General features: G+C 41.2%; 18 protein-coding genes and 2 pseudogenes. 6 read left to right on the forward strand and 14 right to left on the reverse strand.

Annotated features, from left to right (window positions below):
* The 4 genes from IM507_RS07825 to IM507_RS07840 form a co-directional block, all read right to left on the reverse strand.
* Window positions 1-107 (reverse strand): GDP-mannose 4,6-dehydratase (locus IM507_RS07825; protein ID WP_193979010.1); only part of this gene is annotated, 107 nt, incomplete at its 3' end.
* Between the two features lie 123 nt (window positions 108-230).
* Window positions 231-575, reverse strand: coding sequence for a TIGR03792 family protein (locus tag IM507_RS07830; RefSeq protein ID WP_069475217.1), 345 nt, complete (start codon window positions 573-575; stop codon window positions 231-233).
* Window positions 576-587: 12 nt separating this feature from the next.
* A complete protein-coding gene (locus tag IM507_RS07835) occupies window positions 588-1475 on the reverse strand; it encodes a ParA family protein (protein ID WP_069475216.1) in 888 nt (295 codons plus the stop codon).
* Window positions 1476-1490: 15 nt separating this feature from the next.
* A complete protein-coding gene (locus IM507_RS07840) occupies window positions 1491-2546 on the reverse strand; it encodes a metallophosphoesterase family protein (RefSeq protein WP_002731607.1) in 1056 nt (351 codons plus the stop codon).
* Between the two features lie 107 nt (window positions 2547-2653).
* On the opposite strand from IM507_RS07840, the gene IM507_RS07845 reads away from it, so the two are divergent.
* Window positions 2654-3130, forward strand: coding sequence for a pyroglutamyl-peptidase I family protein (locus IM507_RS07845; RefSeq protein WP_002732607.1), 477 nt, complete (start codon window positions 2654-2656; stop codon window positions 3128-3130).
* Between the two features lie 224 nt (window positions 3131-3354).
* Here the strand turns inward: IM507_RS07845 and IM507_RS07850 are convergent, their stop codons facing one another.
* From IM507_RS07850 to IM507_RS07865, 4 genes are all read right to left on the reverse strand, one after another.
* Window positions 3355-3912, reverse strand: coding sequence for a hypothetical protein (locus IM507_RS07850; RefSeq protein ID WP_002734659.1), 558 nt, complete (start codon window positions 3910-3912; stop codon window positions 3355-3357).
* 228 nt (window positions 3913-4140) lie between these two features.
* Entirely contained in the window at window positions 4141-4353 is a 213-nt protein-coding gene (locus IM507_RS07855) for a hypothetical protein (protein ID WP_002732584.1), read from the reverse strand.
* A gap of 3 nt (window positions 4354-4356) precedes the next feature.
* The gene (locus IM507_RS07860; RefSeq protein ID WP_287636858.1) at window positions 4357-5052 is read right to left on the reverse strand and encodes a Uma2 family endonuclease; all 696 of its coding nucleotides are present in this window, start codon (window positions 5050-5052) and stop codon (window positions 4357-4359) included.
* Window positions 5053-5298: 246 nt separating this feature from the next.
* Window positions 5299-6582 (reverse strand): aspartate aminotransferase family protein, encoded by a 1284-nt coding sequence (locus IM507_RS07865; RefSeq protein ID WP_002733849.1) that lies wholly within the window; start codon window positions 6580-6582, stop codon window positions 5299-5301.
* A gap of 126 nt (window positions 6583-6708) precedes the next feature.
* Here IM507_RS07865 and IM507_RS07870 point away from each other — a divergent pair, with 126 nt between their 5' ends.
* Window positions 6709-7767: a potassium channel family protein gene (locus IM507_RS07870; protein WP_002744445.1), complete on the forward strand. Its 1059-nt coding sequence runs from the start codon at window positions 6709-6711 to the stop codon at window positions 7765-7767.
* On the opposite strand, the gene IM507_RS07875 is transcribed toward IM507_RS07870, so the two are convergent.
* Both IM507_RS07875 and IM507_RS07880 read right to left on the reverse strand, forming a co-directional pair.
* Window positions 7768-8178, reverse strand: coding sequence for a PIN domain-containing protein (locus tag IM507_RS07875; protein WP_123231313.1), 411 nt, complete (start codon window positions 8176-8178; stop codon window positions 7768-7770). It abuts the gene before it with no gap.
* Complete coding sequence (locus tag IM507_RS07880; protein WP_123231314.1) at window positions 8175-8939, reverse strand: hypothetical protein; 765 nt, start codon at window positions 8937-8939, stop codon at window positions 8175-8177. The genes IM507_RS07875 and IM507_RS07880 overlap by 4 nt, the downstream gene beginning before the upstream one ends.
* 273 nt (window positions 8940-9212) lie before the next feature.
* Here IM507_RS07880 and IM507_RS07885 point away from each other — a divergent pair, with 273 nt between their 5' ends.
* Both IM507_RS07885 and IM507_RS07890 read left to right on the forward strand, forming a co-directional pair.
* Window positions 9213-10484: a type IV pilus twitching motility protein PilT gene (locus IM507_RS07885; RefSeq protein ID WP_123231315.1), complete on the forward strand. Its 1272-nt coding sequence runs from the start codon at window positions 9213-9215 to the stop codon at window positions 10482-10484.
* A 90-nt stretch (window positions 10485-10574) separates the two neighbouring features.
* Complete coding sequence (locus IM507_RS07890) at window positions 10575-11321, forward strand: circadian clock KaiB family protein (RefSeq protein WP_123231316.1); 747 nt, start codon at window positions 10575-10577, stop codon at window positions 11319-11321.
* Here IM507_RS07890 and IM507_RS07895 read toward each other — a convergent pair.
* Window positions 11318-11530 (reverse strand): hypothetical protein, encoded by a 213-nt coding sequence (locus IM507_RS07895; protein WP_002733432.1) that lies wholly within the window; start codon window positions 11528-11530, stop codon window positions 11318-11320. The two genes, IM507_RS07890 and IM507_RS07895, sit on opposite strands and share 4 nt — an antisense overlap.
* Before the next feature lie 70 nt (window positions 11531-11600).
* On the opposite strand from IM507_RS07895, the gene IM507_RS07900 reads away from it, so the two are divergent.
* Complete coding sequence (locus IM507_RS07900; protein ID WP_287636859.1) at window positions 11601-13262, forward strand: M14 family metallopeptidase; 1662 nt, start codon at window positions 11601-11603, stop codon at window positions 13260-13262.
* Here the strand turns inward: IM507_RS07900 and IM507_RS07905 are convergent.
* The 3 genes and pseudogenes from IM507_RS07905 to IM507_RS07915 form a co-directional block, all read right to left on the reverse strand.
* The gene (locus tag IM507_RS07905) at window positions 13257-13724 is read right to left on the reverse strand and encodes a retroviral-like aspartic protease family protein (RefSeq protein ID WP_069475210.1); all 468 of its coding nucleotides are present in this window, start codon (window positions 13722-13724) and stop codon (window positions 13257-13259) included. The two genes, IM507_RS07900 and IM507_RS07905, sit on opposite strands and share 6 nt — an antisense overlap.
* 66 nt (window positions 13725-13790) lie before the next feature.
* A pseudogene (locus IM507_RS07910) lies at window positions 13791-14036 on the reverse strand (pentapeptide repeat-containing protein); the annotation flags it as partial.
* 14 nt (window positions 14037-14050) lie between these two features.
* Complete coding sequence (locus IM507_RS07915) at window positions 14051-14497, reverse strand: hypothetical protein (protein ID WP_238560383.1); 447 nt, start codon at window positions 14495-14497, stop codon at window positions 14051-14053.
* Between the two features lie 299 nt (window positions 14498-14796).
* On the opposite strand from IM507_RS07915, the pseudogene IM507_RS07920 reads away from it, so the two are divergent.
* Window positions 14797-14956: pseudogene (locus tag IM507_RS07920) on the forward strand (ISNCY family transposase); the annotation flags it as partial.

Genomic DNA, 14956 nt, shown 5'->3' on the forward strand with positions numbered 1-14956 from the left:
CGGATGATACCGTGGACTTCATAGCCTTTTTCTAATAATAATTCGCTTAGATAGGAACCATCTTGACCGGTGATGCCGGTAATTAGGGCGCGTTTAGCTTCAGTCATCAGTAATTTACCTAATCGGAAAGAATAAAGACCATATAAAGAGTCTGACTGCTTATAGCACACTTTAGTCACTGGGGACAAGTTTGGCTAGGTTGACAGGGGACAAAAAGATGAATTTATTTTTTATCCAGGCTGCATAGATTCTAAATGGTTCTGACAATTTTCTCGAAATTTTCTGACTTGAAATTCCTTGACTTTGGTTAATTGATAATTATCCTTTCCCATGGCTAGGGAAAATTTTGCTTCGGTGTCATCAAGTAAATTTTGGGGTACAGCTTTCCACTGTTCTTTCGTTTGCCAATGGACAACGATAATTAATTGTTCCTCAATGGCGGGATTAATCCAAATTTCCTTACCTAAAAAACCAGGTTGTTTTGCTAAAAACTTTGTCCAAATTTCTTGATCTTTTTGGATAAATTTTTCTCGTGCTTCGGGTTTAACTTGAAATTCTAACCACTCAATGACCATAGTAATTATCTCCTATTTTTTGGTTTTGATCAAGAATTCTTCTGTGAGTTTCATAAAAGCTTTAGAACCACTAGAAGAGGGCATGGCTGCCACCGCAGGCACGAACATATCCACAGCTTTAGCTACATTAACATCCATAGGAATCGCATTAGCAAAAATTTGATGGGCTTGAAAATCCTGTTGTACCCGGCGCATGACTTGATTATAGTAGCGACTGAGTAAACCACCACCGGAAAGAATAAAAACTATACCGAGTAAACCGGGGTTAATCGGTTCGGTTTCTTGATGACTAGCTTTCAGTTTAACTATTCTTCTTTCTAATAGCTGAATGCCGACAATTGATAAAGGTTCGGGACGGGCGGGTAGTAAATAAAAATGACTGCTACATAGACCACTACGAGTTAAAAGATTATAGCCCGGAGCGCAGTCCATGATAATATAATCGTAACGGTCTTGAATAGGGTCAATGATTTTTTGAATTAAGACTCTTTCTAGGTTATTCCAAGCATGATCAAAGCCTAAATCTTCCTGTAAAATTGCTTGATGGTGCAGGGTTTCTGAAACGACATATTCATCATAAAGCTCGATGTCTCCTGGCAGTAGATCTAAGCCTTGAATTTCACAGACTGAAGGGACGATAATATCATCAATAGTTAATTTATTGTAGGGATTGGGTTTGATAATTGCTTCTAATAAATAGCTTAAAGTGCGTTTTTTGCGACGCAGTTGAGCAAATTCATGGGGGGACATTAAGCTAAGAGTCGCACTGATTTGAGCATCTAAATCGAGGACAAGGACTCGTTTTTGCTGAAATTTAGCTAAACAGGTGGCAAGATTGACGGTAAGGGTAGTTTTTCCTACTCCTCCTTTCATATTAACGGTGCTGATGACAGTGGCCATTATGGGAATTCCTTTCTAGTTAACCGATGGAATATCTCGACGTAAAACTTGCCCATTGGGAGCCATAATCAGAGGAGGTAAACTGGTAATATCGATCGCTTCTTGGGTTTTCATGTCGTAGGTAGTGTAAACTGTCTCCTGTTGATGGGGATTAATATCGACAATTGTTAGGGTTTTTCTGGGTGCTTGTTCACTCTTCAATAACCGTCGCGGTCCACTGCCTAAAGCTCCTGCATGTAATAATTGTAACTGCCCCCGTTTACCCGGATAGTAAGCGTGAGCATGGCCACTAATATAAGTATGCACCTGATGAGCCTCTAAAAACGCTCTTAATTGCTCGGCATCGGCTAAATAATCCCCCGGTCGATTTCTGCCCACGGCAACACCGTAGAGGGGTAAATGACCGATTACTAGCCGCATTCTAGCATTTTTAGCGTCGCTACTACTCAAGTTTTTTGCCGCCCAATTTAGTTGTTTCCGAGAGATTAAATGAGTGGAGGCATCCCAAACTAGATAGAATATACCATTTTGAGTGAAAGTATAATAAAAAGGAAAGCCAGTTTTATCGATAAAATTTAAACTTGTATTATGTTGGGGGTTTTGCCAATAATCTTGGGCTAGTTTTCTCTCCTTAGCATAGATAAATTTTCCTGCGGATAAAGCTCCAGAAGCGTCATGATTACCGATGGTAAAACCAAAGGGTATTTTAGCAGCTCGCAGGGGCGCGGCGATATGGTGATCAAAGGCCGACCACATAGCGTTAATTGCTGCCTCTGTCAAGCTGCTTTTTTGTCCTGCCACCATGTCGCCACCACAGAGAACCAGATCGGGTTTATGATTGATAATTAAAGGGATAGCTCGATCGATTTCGGGATCGTAAGTAGTGGAACCGTATTGACTATTAAGGTCACTAATCACGATTATCTTGACTTTTTTCGCCTTTTGTGCTTGTTTAACAGCCGACTCAGGGGGATTTTTGGAAGTAACAGGCTGTAAAATCTGATGAGCGCAAGCTGCCAAGCTAAAACCGCCTAAACTGCCACTAATAAGCAAAAATTTACGGCGTTGCATAGAATATCAATCTCGTCTTTAATTGAGGTCATGTCAGTTAGTGTAGCAATTTTTGTCCCTTCGATCGCTTTTTTGTTGATTATCCCAATTAACTATCAGGAGATAACTTGACAATTCTCTTAACTTCTTTTGCGCCTTGGTTATGCCATCATCGGAGTAATTCCTCCGATGATTTGTTAGTATCTATTCAAGATAATTGTCCAAAAAATCTTTTATTTTTGCGTCAACTTCCCGTTAATACTCATCGAGCCAGTGAACGAGTTATCAAAGCTATTCAAGACAAAAAAAACGATTTAGTTATTTGTTGTGGCATGGCGGAAAGTCGTTATCGTTTAAGTTTAGAATCTCAGGCTAAGAGTAGTACAAAAAAGTTATTGACACCAATTCCCTTGCCAGATTTAATTAAAAACCTTAACTATAGTTATATCAGCGATAATGCCGGTCAGTTTGTCTGCGAAGAATTATATTTTCAAGTCTTAAAATATCATCCAAGGGCTTTATTCGTTCATGTCCCGCTTTTAACTGATAAAAATTTTGCTATTATTCAAAGGGATTTTCAGAAAATTATCACCCTTAGTCGTTAGCTCATATAATTCGAGAGTAAGTTTCAAGGGAAAAAGGAAAAAGGATATACTGGTATTTTGCCATAATTGCCCTCCTCGACTTGAGAGCGCACCTGAGTCTAATAAATCTCATTGCCACGTCGAGCAAATTCTTCTTTGCTGTACTGGGGTGATCCCACTATCATTGGCTTGACCTAGTTGCAACTTTTGCCCCTATATTTTAAACTAAACATTGGGAATCTTCACTAACATTCCTCAACGACGCGATTAGTTAATTGTCGATTGGCTAAAGCTCGATCGCCTAGGTAGGGTAGGGGACTAGAAACATTGAGAAAGCTAGTTTTAATAATCGGTTCTAAAGTGATATTTTTCTGACGGGTTAATTCCTGTAATAAATCATGATATTCTTGATAAATATGAGCAATTTCTTGCCAAACTACCCAGCGCAAAAGTATTAACAAAATCAGATAATTACTGTATAACTTTAGGGTTGGAGTTAGACAAATTTCTCGGAATTGATAGGCAGTTATCAAAGAATTATCAAAGTCTTCTGCTAAAATATAGAGGTTAACCAATTGTTCCAAAAGACTCAGATCATTTGGTCTTAATTGCAGACAAAGTTTAATAATTTCCACTCCAAAAGTGGGACTTTGTTGCTCGTTGGTGACTCGTGCTGCTATCTGAAAAGCTTGCGGGATAAAACTATCGGCTAATTCCTCCAGGTAGGGTAAACTTGCTTGAGCTAAATCTAAAGTTAATTCATGGGGATATAAAAGACTTTTGAGAACTACATTTAAAAGCAATTCTCGATCGGGATTAGATCTGAGATTGTCTTGAATAGGATAATTAAGTAGTTCTTCTGGATCGAATATTTCTAAATCTAAAGCTAAGTCGAATAAAGCTAATAAATTATTAATTGACTTGGGAACAATTTCCTGTAGATGATAGCGAAAATATTCTACAGCTGCCAGATCACCTTTTCTTTGTTGTCGTCGCGCTTCTGTATCTAAAACTGCTTCTAATTCTGCTTGCTATTGCTTGACTTTTTCTGGATTACCTCCTCTTAAAACATTTTGCCACATTACCTGCGCTTCTGCTTCTAAATTTTGCAAAAGATAGGCAACTCTCAAGTACCAATAGTCAGAAATATTTTCGGGATTGTTATCGATTAGTTCCTCGTAGATTGCCGCAATTTGAGGATAATCTTCGGCAATTAAAGCTTGATAAGCGTCAGGATGCCACATAAATCAGTTATCAGTTTTTTGAGATAATATTTTCAGAAAATCTTGATGTTCTTGACTGGCTAAACCTTGCTGTAAAACAGTCAAAACCTGTCCCAAGTTACCCGCTAATAAAGCATTAACATCTAACCAAAGACCGGGGAAAACCTGCGAGGAAATTATCCCTCGACTATCGGGTTCAAGTTTAATATATTCTCCAGCATTTAATCGGAACCAATCTAATTGACGTTCATAAACTCGCCAAACAAGATATTCTTGCACTTGATTACGACGATAAACTCGCCATTTATTGTGGAGATCATAGGAAGCAGTAGAAGCGGCGATTTCTACGATTAATTCCGGCGCACCTTCGATATAATCATCGTCACTAATAGTTGATTGTCCAGCAATTTTAATTCTTAGTAAAGCATCTGGTTGTACCTCATTATCTGCGTCCAGACGCACTGTAGTATTATCCGCAGACATTACCCCAATTGTGGCAGCTTTATAGACCCCTAACCAAGTTAAAATATCAGAATGAGGTTCTCCATGACTCTGCACTCGTACAGGAGAGGACATATAAACTATCCCTTCAATTAATTCGGCTTTTTTTACTTCAGAAAGGTTCTGATAACGACGCTCAAATTCCTGGCGACTTAGTTGATCACCATTTTCTAAAGGAGGGGTTTTAGGGAGAGAATAAATAGGTTCAGAAGTGATCATTTTATTTGCCCCGAACAACAGTAGATTTATCCTCCCCTAGTCCAGTGAAAAGGTGACAGTTAGGGGGGATAAAGCTCAAAAAGAATTGACTGATAAGTAGGGAGGCACAATTATTTGTAGGATGGGTTAGCGGTAGCGTAAACTATGCAGGCGTTGGGTTTCATGCTTCAACCTAACCTACGTTCTGGAAACTGTCAACTTAAAACTTACATCTGATAACTGATAACTGATAACTGATAACTGAAATTAAACCACTTTAGCGATGGCTGCTTCTAGCTTATCCATCGCCTCATCTACTTCTGTTTCCGAGACAATTAAAGGCGGTACAAAACGGAGGACTTTCGGACCTGCGGGAGCAATTAATAAACCCTCGGGCAAGGCTGCATTAACAATAGTAGATGAAACCAACTCACTTTCTGAATTAATTTCCAGACCATTAATTAAACCCCAACCGCGCACATCGACAAATAGATGGGGATATTGAGAAGCAATCACGCGTAAACGGCTGCGTAATTGTTCCCCTCGCTGCTGGACATTTTCGAGAAGATGATCCCGTTCAATGGTTTGTAATACTGTTAAAGCTGAGGCACAAGCGAAAGGATTACCTCCAAAGGTACTCGCATGACTACCCGGTTCAAACACATCACAGAATTTTCTGCACATCATCGCACCGATGGGAATACCACCCGCTAAACCCTTAGCAGAAGTGAAAATATCCGGTTCCACTCCTAAATTCTCATAACCCCAGAGTTTACCGGTTCTTCCGACTCCCACCTGTACTTCATCAAAGACAAGCAAAATGTTATTTTCGTCGCAAATTTGCCGTAAACGTTGGAAATATTCGATATCCCCCGGACGAACTCCCCCTTCACCCTGCAGCGGTTCCAACATAATCGCAGCCACCCGACGATTACCCTCATCGAGATCAGCGATCGCATTTTCCACCGCTTCGATATCATTATAGGGAATATAGGCAAACCCCGGCATCAGGGGTTCAAAGTCTTTTTGGTACTTCGGTTGACCGGTTGCGGTGATGGTAGCTAAAGTGCGGCCGTGAAAACTAGCGTGAGCGGTTAGAATAACCGGCTGTTCGAGGAAATCTAGCACCGTATGGGCATATTTTCGTACTAATTTAATCGCCGCTTCGTTTGCTTCCGCACCAGAATTACAGAAAAAGACTTTATCAGCGCAGGAATGATCGACAATCCATTTAGCTAGTTCTCCTTGTTCGGGAATATAGTATAAATTCGAGACATGATGGAGTTTTTGGATTTGCTGGCTAACCACTTCAATTAAAGCAGGGTGCGCGTGACCGAGGGTACAGGTGGCAATTCCCGCGACAAAATCAAGGTATTGTTTCCCGGAAGTATCCCAGAGGAGACAGCCTAACCCTTTGGCGATCGCAATGGGAAAACGACCATAAGTATTCATCACATAGCTGTTAAAACTATCTGGATCGAAGGGTTGATTCGGGTTTAAATTGGGAGTGGGATCAGCTAGGGTTGGTTCTAAAAGGGTTTCTGGACTCACTGGGGAACTCCTGCGCGATTAGACATAGGGGAAATTATAATCAAATCCGTCTGAGAAGGACGGGTTATTTAGATTAAAAACTGATTTCATTGTAAGTTACTAGACAGTGTTAGGGGTGAATTTTGCTTGTCTATCAGTGAAGATAAATATCGTCGTCTGCGTCAGGAATTAATCGGGGGAATTTTTGCCCTGGTCGTGGTGTTTTTGCTGGGTACGTTTTGGTATCATCTGATCGAGGGTTGGAGTTTGCTAGATTCGGCCTATATGACGATTAGTACCCTCGCTACCGTCGGTTTTGGCGAAATTAATCCCCTAGGTGAACGGGGACGACTATTCACGATGGTTTTGATTATCATGGGAGTAGTCAGCATCGGTTATATTGTTAATCGCTTGACCGAAGCTTTAATTCAAGGCTATTTTCAAGAGGGACTCAAACAGAGACAGGAGAAACGCTTGATTGATCGACTATCGGAACATTATATCATCTGTGGTTTGGGTCGCACAGGCAGACAGGTAGCGATCGAATTTTACGCAGAAAATATTCCTTTTGTAGTTATTGATACAGACCCCCTACAGGTAAATCGGGCCAAAGAATTAAATTATATTGTTGTTCAAGGAGATGCCACCTTAGATAAATCTTTACAAATGGCAGGAATTGAACGCGCTATTTGTATTGTGGCCGCTTTAACTTCCGATGCGGAGAATTTATATACAGTTTTGTCTGCTAAAACTCTTAATCCGAAAATTCGTGCTATTGCTAGGGCCAGTACCGAGGAAGCAGTACAAAAATTACAACGGGCCGGGGCCGATGCGGTAGTATCTCCCTATATTACCGGCGGCAGAAGATTAGCAGCCGCAGCCCTACGACCGCAGGTGATGGATTTTGTCGATGGTATTTTAACTGGAACCGATCGATCGTTTTATATGGAGGAATTTTTAATCGATCCGAGGACTTGTCCCTGTGTGGGTTTAAGTCTTAGTCAAGCACATTTAAGATCTCGATCGGGGGCCTTAGTTTTGGCTATACGTCGCGCTGATGGTACGCTAATCGGGGGACCCACTGGTGATACGGAATTAATGGCCGGGGATTTATTAATTTGTATGGGAACGGCCGAACAATTACGCAGTTTAACTCAGATTTTAATCCCCATGCGATCGGATGGTTTACGTTTACCGAAGCATTAGTTAAAGAATCGATAAAAAATCGGCTGGTACCATTGCGGGAACAGGGGAAGCGGCAAAATCTCTTAGGTTTCGCGTTATGATTATTTCTAGCTTTTCTGATTCAGCAACGGCACTGGTAACGGCATCTTCAAAATCTTTCATAGGACTTGTCAATGCTTGCCTAATTATTGCATCTGTCACCCTAGCAACTTGCAAATTCTCTAGAAGACTTATCACCAATTTTCTTGAGCTTTCCCTTCCGTTTTGTTTAGACAAAATATAATAAATATTAGTGACGGCATGACCAGAAATATATCCTTGAGTTTTACCTGTCTTAACTGTATTGAATGCTTGTACAGATGCTGGAAAATGTGGTTCACGCTTACCCAAAACATCTAGCAATACATCACTGTCGAATAAGACTCGTTTCACCGATACTTCTCCACTAAATAATCAATATACGATTCTTTTGGGTCTTCTGGTCCTAAATCGACAACACCCACTAAGTTTCTTGTCCAAGGATCAAGATCGCTTAAGTCATCTGTTAGGGAATGAGAAGTAGTTTCTGAGGATACATTACTAGGATTAAATCGCTCTTGAATTCTGAAAATTATTAAACTGTAATAGGCTCTCAGTTGGGTGACTAAAGATTTGTCAGTATCTTGGAAATATTCGGTTATAGTACGATTAGAAACCGATAGAGCATTTTTAGCTCCCTGGTAAATTTGCTCTAATTCTGAATCGGCAAACATATCAATAAACACATCTATCGTTTCCGAGAGAAGGAGTGAACCTTCCACCACTCTGATTAAATCGGCTTTTTCCTCACCAGTCTTTCCCTCATTGATCTGAGCAAGGCTGATAAATAATTGATTATAGGCAGTAATTTGATTAGTAAATTGGTCTATATATTGGATTAACTCCAGTGCTGAATCCTCATCTCTATACTGTTTCCATACCTGAAACCATAATTCATCAATTTGACAAAATATATCGGCTCTTGCTTGATAAGTTTTAGAGTTATCCTTAACTTGCTCAACTAAAATCTTAGTTTCTTGTAGTAAATTATCCAGTATTATCCGATCAGAATCGGTGACAATTTGATCGAGTTTATCTGTAATATTTTGCAGGTTTTCTAACAAAAATTGTCCTAAATTTTCCCGTTCGACTGAAGTTTGCAGACTATTCATCATATTTACCTCCCCTAAGACTGATGATCAAACAGAAATGAGTAGTCAAAATTATCAGCCCTAAACCTCCATTGTAACAATTTTGGGGTCTGAAAGGGTGATTATAGTTACTATAGCCTCTGAGGGAGATAGATTAATTACCGTTCACTCTTAATTCCCCTGACTCGGAGACTGCTGACTCCCGACTCCTCAATCTAACATCTGTGGGGAATTGAGAAATTGAGGATGAGATGTTAGTACAATCGGGGAATAGTAAAGGAAAAACCCCTATTTACCATGAGTCAAAATCCCAATTCTTCCTCGCGATCACTGCAGCCGCTGCCGGTTCCCTCCATCCCGATACCTCCCTCGGAGTTAATCAAGGGAACCAAACCAGAGATAAATCAAGAAATGAGCCAAAAGGTGGCGATGCAGTCCAAAAAAGTGCCTAATATGCCACAAAATGGTCAAATATTGCCACCACGTTCTCCCCAAAGTCGCGCTTCCAATCAACCCACCTTAGAGTATTTGGTTCGGATTGCCTTTGAGCGGGGTTATTCGGACGTTCACCTCGGGGTTGGAGAACAACCCCGGATGCGGGATCGTGGCGAAATGATTATTCTCGACTATCCTGAAATTGACATCAACACTTTTTATAGTTGGTTACGCGAAATCCTCGGTGAAGAAGAAATCCTTCGCTTTAAAAAAGACCTAGAATTTGACGGTGCGACTCAGTACCAATTCGCTAGAGCGCGGATTAATATCTTTGAAAGTCTGCGCGGTCCGGGGATGGTTTTGCGTCTGATTCCCATGAAAATCCCCACGATGGAACAATTGGGCCTACCGATAGTGTTTCGGGATGTGTGCGATGTGCAGAAGGGATTGATTTTAATCACCGGTCCGACGGGTTCAGGGAAATCCACCACCCTAGCAGCCATGATCGATTACATCAATAAAGAACACGCCAAACATATTATCACCATCGAAGACCCGCTCGAATTTGTCCATAAAAGTCGTCGCAGTTTGATCAAACAACGGGAAGTGGGAATACACACCCATGAGTTCGATAATGCCCTAAAAGCCTGTTTGCGGGAAGACCCAGATATTATTCTGGTGGGGGAGATGCGGGACAAAGCCACCGTTAATACTGCCCTGAAAGCTGCCCAAACCGGTCACTTAGTCCTGGGAACCCTGCACACCAACAGCGCTGTAAAAACCCTTGACCGGATTTTAACTCTTTATAGCGCCGAGGAACGGGAATCGACGCGGGTGGCGATCGCAGAATCCCTAGTTTGTATTATTTCCCAGGGTTTATGTCGCACCACCGACAGTAAACGGACGGCTTTTCACGATATTCTCGTCAACACAGAAACCGTCAAAGATTACATTTGCAGCGGCAAAAATGACGAAATTATCGAATTAATGAGAGACGGCGAATACCACGGCATGATTACCACTAATCAATCTCTGTTTAACCTCTATCAAGAGGGACGGATTAGCGATGAGGTCGCCCTGGAAATGTCCCCGGTTCCCAATGAAATGGCCATGATGCTGCGGGGTAGAATCTAGAAAAACCCTGAAGGAAATCCTTGAGGGATCAAGAGTTTAGTAGGCTAGAAAAATAGAAGCTCCTACTTATTCTCTAGGGGAACCCCTCAAGTGATCACTTCCACGATTGTGTTGCCCGATATTTTTAAAGGCATCGCCCTGTTTACCCCCGGGGGCGATCTAATTTACTGTATCGATCCTGATAAACAAACTCATTGGCATCTGAATCTCTGCGCTGCTCTCCAGTCCGCTTTAGGGTTGCCAGAACCCCCCCATTTTTTAGTTCCTAGTTTTACTGCTACCATCGATCGCTGGCGAGATCCCTACAGTCACCGTATTCATACTAGAGCCGAAGTCTATCCCCTTGTCCGTCGCTATCAGCCTTTATTAAATGCTATTTTCGCCACGGACGATCGAGCTTGGTTTACTGTACCCTGGCAGGAACAATCCTCTAATCCCACTATCTTAGAAACCTATCGTCAGCAGTTTCCCCAACTTTGGCAATCCCACGATCTGATTCTCCGTTATCAGGAGCGCCACCCAACGACTTCGGGGATTAATGCTGACTCTGACTATAGTAATCCTAGTCCCAAGGGTTATGTTTTGCGGTTATTTGTCTCCGGTAATAATGCCAATACTAAACACACCCTAGAATCGATCCATCAGCTTCTAGAACGAGAATTACACCATCCCTATACCCTGAAAGTGATCGATATCTCTAAGCATCCAGAACAAGCGGAATCTAATCATGTCTCTGCTATTCCCACTTTAGTCCGGGTTTGGCCGCAACCGGTGAAACGCATCATCGGCGAATTTGAGGATTTACCGCGAGTATTACAGATTATCGCCACCGCTTAGGGTTTAAAGACTTCTGACTCAATCCCCCGCCACCATTCACCCAATTTCATTAAGTCTTGCTGAATATCACCCAATTCTTGGATATATTCCTGTTGGGAAAGACTAGCGCGACGTTCTTGCAGTTTTTTGAGACGTAATTGCACCAACAGCCAAGGCTTAGAAATACCGTTAGTTTCTTCAATATAGCGAGCAATATCCTGACTATCCATAGTTTTTACTGTTATTATCCTATATTTTGTCAAATTAACCCAAGACTCCTTTTTTTAGTTGCAGAAGATTATGTTTGATTTTAGCCACTATTACCCCTACACCGAATTAGTTTCTTTCCTGAAAAACCTAGCTTCATCCTATCCTAATTTAATTAGCCTCACCTCGATCGGTAAAAGCTACGAAAATCGAGATATCTGGTTAACTACCCTAACAAATCAAGCCACAGGCCATTATTTAGAAAAACCTGCCTATTGGATCGATGCTAACACCCATGCGGGGGAAGTAACAGGCTCTGCCGTCGCTCTCTACACTATCGCTCATCTTTTGCGCCAATACGGTCATAATTCCCAAATTACCAGACTTCTTGACCATTACACTGTCTATATTTTGCCGCGATTAGCCGTGGATGGAGCGGAAAAATATCTCACCACTCCCTATATGTTACGATCGAGTATTCGCCCCTATCCCCACACGGATGAGAAACCGGGGCTATATCCTGAAGATATTAACGGCGATGGTTTAATCTTACAAATGCGCCAAAAAGACACCTGTGGCGCTTGGAAAATTTCCGAACAAGATCCTCGCATTATGGTGCGTCGCGAACCGGAGGAATTTGAGGGAACTTTTTACACTTTGCTCACCGAAGGTTTAATCCGCGATTACGATGGCTATAATTTTACCACTGCCCCCACCCTAGAGGGCCTGGATTTTAACCGCAATTATCCCGTTTATTGGGTTCCTGAAGGGGAACAACAAGGGGCCGGAGACTTTCCTTTTTCGGAGCCAGAAACCCGTGCAGAAGCCGAATTTTGGGCAAATAACACTAATATTAATGGCTTCGTTACCTATCATACCTATTCAGCAGTCATGTTGCGTCCCTATAGCACCCATCCCGATGAATATTTCCCCGTGGAAGACTTAGAAATGTATAAATATATTGCTGATAAGGGAAAAGCAATGACTGGTTATGAATGCGTTTCTGTCTATCACGATTTTCGTTATCATCCCAAAGAAGTGACTAACGGTGCCATGGATGATTACGGCTACGATCATTTTGGTTGGTATGGTTTTACGGTGGAGTTATGGGATGCACCCACCCAAGCAGGGGTGAAAAAAGATGATTATATTCAATGGTTTCACTGGCATCCTTTGGAAGATGAATTGAAATTACAGCATTGGAATGATGAGAATTTAGCGGGAAAGGGCTTTATTAATTGGCAAAGTTTTGATCATCCCCAATTGGGAGAGGTGGAAATTGGCGGTTGGGACTTTAAAAATGTCTGGCAAAATGCCCCAGAAAAGTATTTACCGGATTTATGTGAGAAACAATGTCAGTTTACTATTGCCCATGCTTTAATGTCACCTCTTTTAGCTATCTCTCGTCTTGATCTGAAGTCGGAGGGCAATGGTATTTATCATCTGGTTTTACAGTTAGAAAATCAGGGATTTTTACCCACTTATACCAGTAAAAAAGCACTGGAAAGAAAGATCGTTCGTCCCATTCAAGTCAAGTTAAATTTGGCCGATGAGGTGAGTTTAATAGTGGGAAAATTAGAGCAGGAAATCGGTCACTTAGAAGGGCGATCAAATAAAGTATATAGTAGCCTCGCTCACGGTTTAGATTATCGCTGTACGGTGGAATGGGTGATTAAGGGAGTTTCTGGTCAAGAAATCGAGATTATCGCTATAGCTGAAAGAGCCGGGACAGTCAGACAAAAAGTGATTTTATAGAGCTATTTGGTTCGATAAAATTGTTAAATAAGTCTCGTGGGATTCCGTGGGTAAAACTCGCAATTTTTGGCTAAGAAGATCTGGTTCTAATCCCAAAGCTTCTAAGGGAATTACTCCTAATAAATTGTTTTGACCTCCGGGTAATTCCAAACATTCAAAAGTCCCTTCCCGTCCCGCGATAATCAAGGTGGCATCGCGAAAAATTCTCGCTTTTCCTATGCCTTTAGCCGTAGCCACATCTACTTCTTTTAAAAGCTGTAAACCCAAGCGGGAGATTACTTCTGGCACCAGACAAAGAGTGGTTGCTCCCGTATCCACCAAGACATTTTCTAGGGTAAGAGAGCGAATTTGATCGGGAGAGATTACAGCCGCTGCTGCTAAAATTTGATCGGCGCGATTGATAACTGTAATGCTGGTGTAGATTTTGCCCATATCTTCTGTAATAATTGCTGGATCAACCATAATACTACCCTCAATTCTACCCCTAAATTATACCAGAATAACTGCCAAAAAAACTGTCTAGTAATTTTAATTATTAATCCAGCCATCCGGCACAATTGCACCGCAGAAGTTAACTCCCATCAGATTAGCACTCATTAACTCGGCACCAGTTAGATTGGCATTACTTAAATCAGCACTGGTGAGATTTGCTCTAGCAAAGAAAACATCGATTAAATCCGCTTCCCTAAGATTAACTCCTGAAAGATTAGCCTTTCTTAAGTCAGCATGATTCATTCTTGCCGCTTGAAAATTAGCTTGACTAAGATTAGCTCGATACGATCATTTTCTCAACATTTTTTATAGGCGGCAAACATTAATTTTTGCATTCTCTCCGCCTCTAGATGATTTTCTAGGCTATTAACCACCCGTCTTAAGGAATTATCTTCCTCGTTGTTGACAGCATTATTAACGGCGGTAAACCTAGGATTAACTGCTGGTTCTAATGATGATAATTGGGTGTCATAGGCGGCAGCAATATCACTATATAATTTACTGATTTGCTCAATAATAACCGTGGCTACTCCCGCATAAACTTCAGGACGATTTAGGGTTTTAACTAATTTATAAACAGAAAAAGTTAATTGTTCCTTACTGGTTTTAATTTGCAGCAACTCCTCCAACAAGTCGGCTCTCCTAGGTTTGGTGGGTAAAATGTATTCTAAGATACATTTCTCAAGAGCGAGGGGGTGGAACGAACCACAAAGACACAAAGGACACAAAGATCGATCGATCATATTGTAAGTTAAACTGATCACACAGAACCTAGAAGAGCCACAAGTCTTCCATCGCCACACCGTCTAATACTAAATCCGTTGAGTATAGGTAACCTATCAGGATAGGCAATAGGCAAAGGGCAAAAGGCAAAAGTGGGGATAGATAATCAGTTTTTAATAACTGGATTTAGTCTAAAATATTAGGGTAATGATTCGGTAGTAGTGGCGTAGCTCTCTTGCTTACCTGGTATGAATTGTGTAAAATATTTATGAATAAAAATAATTGGAACCCGATCAGTCTTTAAACCTCTAGCTTGATCATGACTTTTCTGATAAATATCTTTTTCTGGCTTCTGTCTGGCTTACTGAAATATCAGTCTAGCACCGAACAAAATCCCCCCTTCACCTCTATTCCCTTGTCCTAATTGTGGTTCTCATTATATGATTAAGAATGGTTCTATTCATAATGGAAAACCCAAA

This window comes from Microcystis sp. M20BS1 (genome assembly GCF_020245305.1).
Lineage (GTDB): Bacteria > Cyanobacteriota > Cyanobacteriia > Cyanobacteriales > Microcystaceae > Microcystis > Microcystis ichthyoblabe_A.

What these genes read in the sequence shown, in the direction of transcription:
- IM507_RS07830 (WP_069475217.1), bottom strand. Translation starts at nt 575, where the DNA reads ATGGTCATTGAGTGGTTAGAATTTCAAGTTAAACCCGAAGCACGAGAA.
- IM507_RS07835 (WP_069475216.1), bottom strand. Translation starts at nt 1,475, where the DNA reads ATGGCCACTGTCATCAGCACCGTTAATATGAAAGGAGGAGTAGGAAAA.
- IM507_RS07840 (WP_002731607.1), bottom strand. Translation starts at nt 2,546, where the DNA reads ATGCAACGCCGTAAATTTTTGCTTATTAGTGGCAGTTTAGGCGGTTTT.
- IM507_RS07855 (WP_002732584.1), bottom strand. Translation starts at nt 4,353, where the DNA reads ATGTGGCATCCTGACGCTTATCAAGCTTTAATTGCCGAAGATTATCCT.
- IM507_RS07860 (WP_287636858.1), bottom strand. Translation starts at nt 5,052, where the DNA reads ATGATCACTTCTGAACCTATTTATTCTCTCCCTAAAACCCCTCCTTTA.
- IM507_RS07880 (WP_123231314.1), bottom strand. Translation starts at nt 8,939, where the DNA reads ATGATGAATAGTCTGCAAACTTCAGTCGAACGGGAAAATTTAGGACAA.
- IM507_RS07885 (WP_123231315.1), top strand. Translation starts at nt 9,213, where the DNA reads ATGAGTCAAAATCCCAATTCTTCCTCGCGATCACTGCAGCCGCTGCCG.
- IM507_RS07895 (WP_002733432.1), bottom strand. Translation starts at nt 11,530, where the DNA reads ATGGATAGTCAGGATATTGCTCGCTATATTGAAGAAACTAACGGTATT.
- IM507_RS07900 (WP_287636859.1), top strand. Translation starts at nt 11,601, where the DNA reads ATGTTTGATTTTAGCCACTATTACCCCTACACCGAATTAGTTTCTTTC.
- IM507_RS07905 (WP_069475210.1), bottom strand. Translation starts at nt 13,724, where the DNA reads ATGGTTGATCCAGCAATTATTACAGAAGATATGGGCAAAATCTACACC.
- IM507_RS07915 (WP_238560383.1), bottom strand. Translation starts at nt 14,497, where the DNA reads ATGATCGATCGATCTTTGTGTCCTTTGTGTCTTTGTGGTTCGTTCCAC.